The organism is Candidatus Jordarchaeum sp., from assembly GCF_052745115.1.
Genome location: NZ_JBRAKS010000157.1, coordinates 1 through 8,952, shown reverse-complemented (window position 1 = coordinate 8,952; position 8,952 = coordinate 1). Strand labels below are relative to the sequence as shown.

Here is an 8,952-nt window from a genome sequence, read left to right as displayed (position 1 = left end):
CATGGGCATGGGACGAGGCATGGGCATGGGACGAGGCATGGGCATGGGACGAGGCGTTGGAGTATCTACTTCTCCAGTTGCTGAGGGAGTCAAGTATTGTCCCTATTGCGGCGCTCAGACAGCTTCGGATGCTCGTTTCTGTTCGCAGTGTGGTAAGTCTTTGGAATAGGCTCAAAGTATCTTGGGGAGATTATGAGTGACTGAGGCTAAGGCGTCTGCATCCGTATTTCATAAGGAGAGGTTCCCTTCGTCTTTTAGTGTGACTGGTGGTAAAGGGGGTACTGGGAAGTCTACGGTTGCTATTAACCTTGCTGTTTCTTTCATGTTGGATGGTAAGAAGGTATTGCTTGTAGATGCTGATGTGGATTCTCCGAATATTGCGGTGCTTTTGAATGTAGAAAAACGGAACCAGAGAAGAGTTACTGGTTTTCTTCCAGAGTTTGACCCTGAGAAGTGCACTCAGTGTGGTACGTGTGTTGAGTCGTGTCGCGCCCATGCACTTTTACTGCCCGAGGATAGGCCTCCCATGCTGTTTCCTGAGGTTTGCACGGGATGCGAGATATGTAGGTATGTGTGTCCTAGTGACGCTGTAAAAGAGAAATCGAAAACTGTGGGTTATATCTATGATGCTCGCTATGAGAATATTGATATTTTGATAGGAGAGTTGGAGATAAATCAAATGGAAGCAGCACTTATTGTTCAAAAATTAAGAGAAGAGGTGGAAGAGAGACTCGGGAACCAAAGTTATGATGTGGTGATAATAGATACTGCTCCTGGGGCTCACTGCGGTGTTATGAGGGCTATGGAATTCTCAGATATTGCTCTCCCGGTGACTGAGCCTACTCCTCTAGGAGCCCACGATTTGGATTTAATTTTGGAGTTAACCAATATCCTGAACGTTAAACCTTTTGTGGTTCTAAACCGCTCAGGAATAGGGGACGATGAGATAATTAAGAAAGTTTGTGAGAAGTACTCAGTTGAGCTTATTTCTAATATTCCTTTTGATATGGGACTGTTCGAATGCTACGCTAAGAGTATACCGGTCGTAACAGGTAAGCCGGATTCTCCCAGCGCTAAGGCTTTCAAAGAACTTTACGGAAAGATTCGGGATCTGGTGCTGTGTAATGATTGAGATAGTCATTGTTTCTGGTAAGGGAGGAACCGGCAAAACCACCGTAACTTCGTCTCTAGCTTTGCTCGCTAACAAAAATGGTTTTAAAGCGGTTGCAGCAGACACCGACGTGGATGCTCCTAATCTAGCACTACTTTTGAATAGTGAAGTGGTAAGCAAGAAAACTATTCAAGTATCTGAGAAGGCGACTATTGACCGCGAAACGTGCAATGACTGTGGAAAATGTATGGAAGTGTGCAAATTTGACGCCATTAGAAAAAGCGACGAAAGTTACGCGGTTAGTCAACTCTACTGTGAAGGATGTGGACTGTGCGAAATTATTTGTCCTGTTGATGCCATAGATATTAAACCGGTAGATAATGGAGAGATTACTATACTCAAAACCAGTTCCGGTTTTCCAATGGTAATGGGCCATTTGATGATTGGAGAAAGTGGTTCAGGTAAGGTAGTAGCAGAGGTTAAGGAGGAAGCGAGGAAGCTGGCAAAAGAAGTGAATGCAGATCTCTTAATTATCGACGGCCCGCCGGGTTCTGGCTGTGCGGCCATAGCGAGTATTAGTGGAGCCAACTTTGTGGTGACGGTGACCGAACCTACCATGGCTGCTAAGCATGATGTGGATAGAATGATTTCAATTGTCAAACATTTTGGAATTCCATTCGGTATGGTAATAAACAAATTTGACATATTTCCAGAAATGACCTCCGAACTTCGCAGCTATGCTAAAGAAGTGGGGGGGATAATGTTGGGTGAGATTCCGGCGGATGAGAATGTTGTTCGGGCGGTTGTTAATAATAGGTCTATAGTAGAATATGAGCCTTCCAGTCCTGCTGCAAAGGCCCTTGGACGCATATTTGATAATCTGGTTGAAATTTTGAATAGTGGAGGATAGCTCTTGACGAAAAGGTTAACCAAAGAAAATGTTATGAAGGTATACAAAAGAGTTTCCATTATTACTCTGATAGCCCTAGCAGTCGTCACCATCACACAATTTGTGGTAGGAAGACTTACGGGCACCATGGGTATTGTAGCGGATTCGTATAATAACTTGTCTGATTTCTTATCCATAATCATTGTTTTTGTTGGCTTAATGATATCCGAAAAGCCGCCGGATTTCTCTCATCCTTATGGTCATTACAAAGCGGAAAATGTTGCCAGCCTATTTGTTGGCTTTCTAATTATCTTAGCTGGGGCTGGTGCGATGTGGGAATCATTTCACAAATTGTTAAACCCTTCACCCGCTGAGGTAAATATTTTATCCGTAAGCACGATTCTGTTTGCGGTTGCGGTTTCCAAGGGTATTGCGATTTACCAGAAGAGAGTTGGCGAAAAAACTGGCAGTCCCTCTCTGGTGGCAGAAGCTAAACACTTTAATGCGGATGTTTATTTGTCATTATCGCCCTTAGCGGGACTTACCGCGGTTTATGCTGCTTCCCTAATTGTGGATCCAACATCAGATACGCTCAGCTTTTTGGCTCTGATGCAAAACGCTAACTTTTATCAGCAGCTGCTAATTCAGATAGGAACCTATAACATGTATTATGGTTATATGCTGGTCGACCCGCTGGTGGGCATAGGAATATCGTTAATGGTTTTCTGGGTAGGATTTAACGTTTCGAAAAACGCAATCAACGTTCTAGTGGAAAAGGTTCAGTATCCGGAAATGATTGAAGAAATCAAAAAGATTGTAGAAGAGCATCCTCAAGTACAACGTGTAGCTCAAATTAAGGCTAGGAGTGCTGGAAGATATGTGCTGACAGACTTGATTTTAGAATTGAAGCCAGAGATGAAGCTCACAGAAAGTCATTATATTATAGAGGAGGTTCGAAACATTATCCGGAGCGAGTTTCCAAGAGTGGGTTATATTCTAATCGAAACCAGACCCGCAGAAAGGAAAGAAGAAGAAGTTATAGCTTTTCCCACAGATGAAAATAATGGTATTGAAAGTCAGGTTAGCTACCACTTTGGTAAATGTGAAAACTTTGTTCTGGTAAAGTTAAAAGACAAGAAAGTGGTTGGTGTTGAAACGGTTAGTAATCCTGCAAGCAAGAAGGACCACGGTAAGGGTCCCGAATCAGCGGAATTCTTGTATAAAAAGGGAATAACAGCACTAGTGTCCAAGAATATGGGGAAGCCGGCTTTTTACACGCTTAGAAACCTAGGCGTTTTCATATACGAAAGTGAGAAACGACCAGTAAAGGAACTCCTTGACGACTATTTGAATCAAAAATTAAAAATATTGGGTAAACCAACTAATGCTGGACATCCTGAAGATTGAGAAAAAATGATTGTAATAAAGAAATGGTTTAAGAGGTGAAATGTATGGTGAAACTCGTATTTCCTATATCAGAATTTGATCAGGAATATTCTATAATCGCAGACCATTTTGGAAGAGCACCCTTCTTTGCGGTTGTAGAAGTTTCCGAGGATGGAAGGATCATTTCAGTAGAAGCAAAGGAAAATACTAGTGAACATTTTGGCGGAACGGGGCACCCTCCAGAAATAATCGCAGGGTTTAACCCAGATTTTATGGTGGTTAAGGGTATGGGTCCTAGAGCCATCAATATGTTTCAGGAAAGGGGCATAAGAGTGTTCATGTGTGACGCGATTTCAATAGCCGAAGCAGTTAAATTATTCATGAAGGGAAAACTGGGAGACGCCGAACCCTGCGAGGAACACAGACATGGACACGAACACGAATATTAACAAAATGATGAAATTATGGAGGTTTCTAGAATGGAAGACAAAACAAACATAAACGAAAGAAAAATAAATCCTCAGGCTGCCCGTATGCAAGCAATCTTGGATGAGGAGAAAAAAGTTCGGGAAAGAATGGCTAAGGTAAAGCATAAAATAATGGTAATGTCTGGAAAAGGTGGCGTAGGGAAGAGTACGGTAGCAGCTAACTTGGCGGTGGCAATGTCCAAACTGGGCAGTAGGGTAGGAATTTTAGACTCAGATATACACGGACCATCGATACCAAAGATAATGGGTGTAGAAGGACTGCGCCCTAGTGGAGGACCAACAGGTATTTATCCAATACTATCGGGTTATGGTGTAAGAGTTATTTCAATTGAATTGTTTTTAGAAAGTTCTGAGGACCCGGTGATCTGGCGTGGTCCCTTAAAGATGAGTGCCATTAGACAATTCCTGTCGGATGTGGATTGGGGTGAACTGGATTACCTATTTATCGATCTGCCCCCAGGAACCGGCGACGAGCCACTGAGTGTAATGCAACTTCTTCCCAATATGGACGGTACAGTAATTATTACAGCTCCCTCGGATTTATCAAAACATGTGGTCAAAAAAGCCATTAACATGAGTATTAAAATGAATATTCCAGTGATTGGAGTAATAGAAAACATGAGCGGTTTTGTATGCCCTAAATGTGGGGAAAAATATGATCTTCTAGGCTCGGGCGTAGGGAAAGAGATGGCTGAAGAGATGGATGTCAGGTTTTTGGGCCAAATCCCCATCGATCCCGAAATAAGTAAGGACTCGGATATAGGCGTTTCATTCGTAATTGAAAATCCGGATAGAGAATCCTCAAAAATTTTTATGGAGATAGCTCAGAAAATTAGGAATATTGTAGAAAACAAAAAAGATAGGAAAAAGTGAATTAAGAATTGCCGCGTGGAAGAGGTAAATGGAGAAGGGGTAGGTGCGGACGCCCCAAAATACCTAGATGCATAAGTAATCCACCATCAGTGAGTCAACTCTCTCCCACATCTTTATCTAGAGGAGAAGTAGGCTTGGAACCTATAAAAATGTTCTATGATGAATACGAAGTGCTAAGACTTATTGACTACTTGGGTCTAGATCAGGAGGAAGCGGGAAAGAGAATGGGAATATCCCGTGGAACCGTATGGCGACTACTTCAGAGTGCACGCAAAAAATTGGTCAGTACCATTGTTGAGGGGAAAGAACTTCAACTGGTGGAGGATGAAAAAATAGAAACAGAGGTTTAAGGATTTTAACTACAAAAAACTGTTAGAAAAATAGCTTTATTTTTTTGAATTTATCTCTATCGTGACAGAATGTGAAAACCATGCTAGATGAAGTAGAATCGGTGAAAGTCATAACTATAGTTGATAATAACACTCTAAGTAAAGAATTGCAGTCCACTTGGGGGCTTTCATTTTTTGTTTCAGTTACTGTTAAGGATAAGCTTTTCAACATTCTGATGGATACCAGTGGTTCGGTTCCCGCTTTTTTCCATAATATTGATAAACTGGGGATAAAACCTGAGAACATTGACGCTATTTTCATATCACACAGACACGGAGACCATTGCGGAGCCTTACCCCAGGTGCTGCAGACCATTGCCAAGCCGGTAATGGTTTATGTTCCATCTTTTAGATTTTTTGATTCTGATTACCTGCAAAAACTGGGGGGAATACAGGTGGTAGCAGACAGAGCTACGGTTCTATTTCCTGGGGGTATGTCTACCGGGGATGTGGGAGGAGGGTTAAGTGAACACTCTCTGATAGTGAACGTGAAGAATAAAGGATTGATGATAATTACTGGCTGCTCTCATCCAGGAGTAGTGAACATAATTAAGAAGTCTTGTGAGGTTAGTGAGGTTTCAAGAGTGTGTGGAGTTATGGGGGGATTTCATATTTCAGGAAGTGAAGCAAAACATGTAGCAAACTATCTGCGAGAAATTGGGGTGGAGATGGTTTCCCCGGCTCATTGCACCGGGGCGGATGCAAAAGAAATTATTAAACAAACCCTAGGAGAAAAATACGTAACCAATGGATCAGGACTTGTAATTACAATTTAACTGAATTAAACGAGATAAAATCCGAGCAAAAAGAGATTTAAAATATTTTAAAATATTTTATTTGTATGAGATTGACCATTAAAGCCGTTCTGCCGTTTGATTTTGAGTTGAGTGCTAGCATTTTTTCTGAGGGGGATAAACAGATACGTAGGTATGAAAATGGTAAGTTCTACCAGGTTATAAGAATTAACAACAAGCTGGTGCTAATATCAGCAAAGTCTTCTGGGTCTAGAGATGAAATAAAATTATTAGTGGATTTAGAATCAAACGAGGAAATTTCTAATAGGGACAGGAAAAAAATTAGAGAAGTTATTTACACCATATTTAATTTGGAATTGGATCTTGAAAAGTTTTACCAAGATGTAAAAAAAGATAAAATTATGTCAATGTTGACGCAAAAACTCAGAGGTCTGAAAATCCCCACAACCCCCACGGTTTTTGAGGCATTGGTTGACTCGATAATTGAACAACAAATTTCACTAAGAGTAGCACACAGCCTAGAAAGAAAAGTGACCAAAACTTTTGGCGACATTTTAAAAGTGGATGATCAAGTTTACTATGTCTTTCCCACACCACAAAAAATAGCTTCTGCAACAGTAGAACAGCTCCGTGAATGTGGTTTGAGTTATAAAAAAGCAGAGTACATCAGGGATATTGCAAAAATGATTGCAGAAGGGACATTAGATTTAGAGAAATTCAAGGACTATGAGAATATAGATGAGATTATAAATGACCTCAGCAAAATAAGGGGAATTGGGGTTTGGACTGCGGAGCTTACTATGCTTAGGGGAATGCAAAAATTTGAGGCAATACCTGCAGATGATTTAGGTTTAAGGAGAGTCATTTCGCACTATTATTGCAACGATAGGAAAATATCTGGCGAAGAGGCCCGCAGAATTGCCCAGAATTGGGGAAAATGGAAAGGTTTAGCAGCCTTTTATTTAATAACGGCGGAAAGATTGAAGATAGAGATATAAAATTTTAACTATTTATTCAATCTCACAAGTTCATTATTTTAGGACTGTTTTTTTCTCCTACTTGGTAGCTTGCGCATATAGAATTTGTGTCCCTCAAACTCGAGTTCAATGAGCTTGCCCTTTTTAATCAGGTTTTGTACCACGCTCCAATCACTATTTGCCTTTTTTAAAAAATTTTCAAGGGCATCTTCGCGCATCGGATGAACCGAGGTAATGCTCATCAAATCCTCCACAAAATTTTTGGTGAAGGCAAAACTATCTCCTTCATAGCCGATCAGGTATTCAACTCTATCTTCTCCTAGCTTTTCCCTAAATTTTTGATAGGCTAAATTAATAACATGTTCTCTTGCTGGTTTCACCCAATTCTCCGCCGGAGGCCTTGTGGGTATAGCGACGTAAGCTTTTACTGGTTTAAGATTTATTAAAAATTCTGCAACCCGATTAATTTCTTCTTCACTATCATTAACGCCATGAATAAGCATGGTTTCGGTAATGAGATCACCCTCAAACTTATGAGCAAACTGTACCATACCATCCAAAATATCATTATAGTTAAGTGAGCTGTGTGGTCTATCCACTATACGCCAAACATCCTCACTAAGGGCATCTATCTTAAGAGAGACCAAGTCCGCCATAGACAAGTCCCTTCTAACATCAGCTCGATCTATAAGTGAGGCATTAGTTATAACGGCTATCTTTATACCAAGCTCTCCTAGCAGAGAGATTTCCTCACCCAAGGCAATATCTAAAGTGGGCTCCCCATCAGGAACAAAAGTTAAATAATCAGTTTTCTCCCCTCTTTTTTCAGCCTCCTCAACAAGCTCCTGCACCTCTTTAAATATTCGTTCTGGTTTGTAAAAGCTCCGTCGTTCAATCTGCTCTTTTATGGTGCTACCCAACTGGCAGTAGATGCATGAGTATGTACAAATTTTTGCAGGAATATTATTTATACCAAGACTACGCCCCAAACGCCTTGAGGGCACCGGTCCGAAAGCTATAATAAATTTTGCCTCCTTTTAAAGAGTAAATAACATCACCAATTAACATTCTCAAAACGGATATAATTATTTTTCACTCTCATAATTTATAAGAGATTATACAAAATTATTTTTGAAAAGTGGCAATTAAAAGATGCTAATAATTACAATGTGGTTTAATTCTATTTTTGAAGCTTTGAAAGCTCTCTGTTATGTTTTTCCAGTAGTTTGTCCGCAATTTGGTTTATGCTTGTCCTTTTTAGCTCTTTTACTGTGTCGAAGTCAGTGTCATCGCTTATTATTGTTAAGCTTTTGCTCAGCGCTGCACTAGCATGTATTGCATCTCTTGGTTTTAACTCGTATTTCTCCACGAGCTTCTGTGCTTGAAGTAGTGTATTTTCATCAAAGCCTATGAATTTTAGCTTCGGGAATTGTAGCAACATTTTTCCCTTTTCAGCAGCATCTTTGCTTCCAAGTGTTTTTCTGACGACCCATACGAGTTCGTCCCATGTGAGGGTTGAAGTGTAAGCGTTGACCAAACCTTTTTCGACACACGCCAGTATTATCCTTGCTTTTACTGCTTGGGGTATTGTTTTCCCGTAGATTATTGGATAGATTAAGACGTTTGAGTCGAGGTATGACAACGAGCCCCAACCTCTTCCTCGATTAGTTTTTTAATATTTATAGGCTCATTTAGTTTTGGAGAGTGCGTTCTAGTAAAGTAGTCGGTGAAAGATTCTTCTTCATATTCCGGCTTTGCCCTTCTTAAGACCACTTCATCCCCCTTCATCTCTATAACCACCTCGCTTCCTTCTCGCAAACCTAACGCGTCCCTTATATCCTTGGGGATAACTACTTGGCCTTTTGGTCCGATGACCCGCTTACAAATCAAAGTATCACCAAAAGTTATACAGTATAACCAATATTTATACTTAACTCTGATCCTTAATAAGATCACTGGATTAGCTAGAAACTCTGAATTTAAACATAATATATTTAGTGAAAATTCCCAGAACATTGGCTTATTATTAATTGGGTTTTGATTCTAAACTTTGAAAACTTCAAAAGTTTTATAAACTATAATAT

General features: G+C 40.4%; 12 protein-coding genes. 9 read left to right on the top strand and 3 right to left on the bottom strand.

Going from position 1 to position 8,952, the window contains the following annotated elements:
* Window position 1: 1 nt before the first annotated feature.
* The 9 genes from ACUVXA_RS11865 to ACUVXA_RS11825 all read left to right on the top strand — a co-directional run bounded on the left by ACUVXA_RS11865 (window position 2) and on the right by ACUVXA_RS11825 (window position 6,889).
* On the top strand, window positions 2-169 hold the full coding sequence (locus ACUVXA_RS11865; protein WP_445871480.1) for a zinc-ribbon domain-containing protein: 168 nt from the start codon (window positions 2-4) through the stop codon (window positions 167-169).
* 27 nt (window positions 170-196) lie between these two features.
* Window positions 197-1,132 carry a P-loop NTPase gene (locus tag ACUVXA_RS11860; protein ID WP_445871478.1) on the top strand — a complete coding sequence of 312 codons (936 nt, stop codon included), beginning with the start codon at window positions 197-199 and terminating at the stop codon, window positions 1,130-1,132.
* Window positions 1,125-2,021, top strand: coding sequence for a P-loop NTPase (locus tag ACUVXA_RS11855; RefSeq protein ID WP_445871477.1), 897 nt, complete (start codon window positions 1,125-1,127; stop codon window positions 2,019-2,021). Before ACUVXA_RS11860 ends, ACUVXA_RS11855 begins: the two co-directional genes overlap by 8 nt.
* 3 nt (window positions 2,022-2,024) lie before the next feature.
* Complete coding sequence (locus ACUVXA_RS11850; protein WP_445871476.1) at window positions 2,025-3,407, top strand: cation diffusion facilitator family transporter; 1,383 nt, start codon at window positions 2,025-2,027, stop codon at window positions 3,405-3,407.
* 44 nt (window positions 3,408-3,451) lie between these two features.
* Complete coding sequence (locus tag ACUVXA_RS11845; RefSeq protein ID WP_445871475.1) at window positions 3,452-3,835, top strand: NifB/NifX family molybdenum-iron cluster-binding protein; 384 nt, start codon at window positions 3,452-3,454, stop codon at window positions 3,833-3,835.
* 30 nt (window positions 3,836-3,865) lie between these two features.
* Complete coding sequence (locus tag ACUVXA_RS11840; protein WP_445871474.1) at window positions 3,866-4,747, top strand: Mrp/NBP35 family ATP-binding protein; 882 nt, start codon at window positions 3,866-3,868, stop codon at window positions 4,745-4,747.
* A gap of 8 nt (window positions 4,748-4,755) precedes the next feature.
* A complete protein-coding gene (locus tag ACUVXA_RS11835; RefSeq protein ID WP_445871473.1) occupies window positions 4,756-5,097 on the top strand; it encodes a DUF134 domain-containing protein in 342 nt (113 codons plus the stop codon).
* Window positions 5,098-5,177: 80 nt separating this feature from the next.
* Window positions 5,178-5,912, top strand: coding sequence for an MBL fold metallo-hydrolase (locus ACUVXA_RS11830; protein ID WP_445871472.1), 735 nt, complete (start codon window positions 5,178-5,180; stop codon window positions 5,910-5,912).
* A gap of 71 nt (window positions 5,913-5,983) precedes the next feature.
* On the top strand, window positions 5,984-6,889 hold the full coding sequence (locus ACUVXA_RS11825) for a DNA-3-methyladenine glycosylase 2 (protein WP_445871471.1): 906 nt from the start codon (window positions 5,984-5,986) through the stop codon (window positions 6,887-6,889).
* Between the two features lie 38 nt (window positions 6,890-6,927).
* On the opposite strand, the gene ACUVXA_RS11820 is transcribed toward ACUVXA_RS11825, so the two are convergent.
* From ACUVXA_RS11820 to ACUVXA_RS11810, 3 genes are all read right to left on the bottom strand, one after another.
* Window positions 6,928-7,890 (bottom strand): radical SAM protein, encoded by a 963-nt coding sequence (locus tag ACUVXA_RS11820; RefSeq protein ID WP_445871479.1) that lies wholly within the window; start codon window positions 7,888-7,890, stop codon window positions 6,928-6,930.
* 158 nt (window positions 7,891-8,048) lie between these two features.
* Window positions 8,049-8,510, bottom strand: a complete 462-nt coding sequence (locus ACUVXA_RS11815; protein WP_445871470.1) for a type II toxin-antitoxin system VapC family toxin — start codon at window positions 8,508-8,510, stop codon at window positions 8,049-8,051.
* Entirely contained in the window at window positions 8,483-8,758 is a 276-nt protein-coding gene (locus ACUVXA_RS11810; protein ID WP_445871469.1) for an AbrB/MazE/SpoVT family DNA-binding domain-containing protein, read from the bottom strand. The genes ACUVXA_RS11815 and ACUVXA_RS11810 overlap by 28 nt, the downstream gene beginning before the upstream one ends.
* Between the last annotated feature and the right edge of the window lie 194 nt (window positions 8,759-8,952).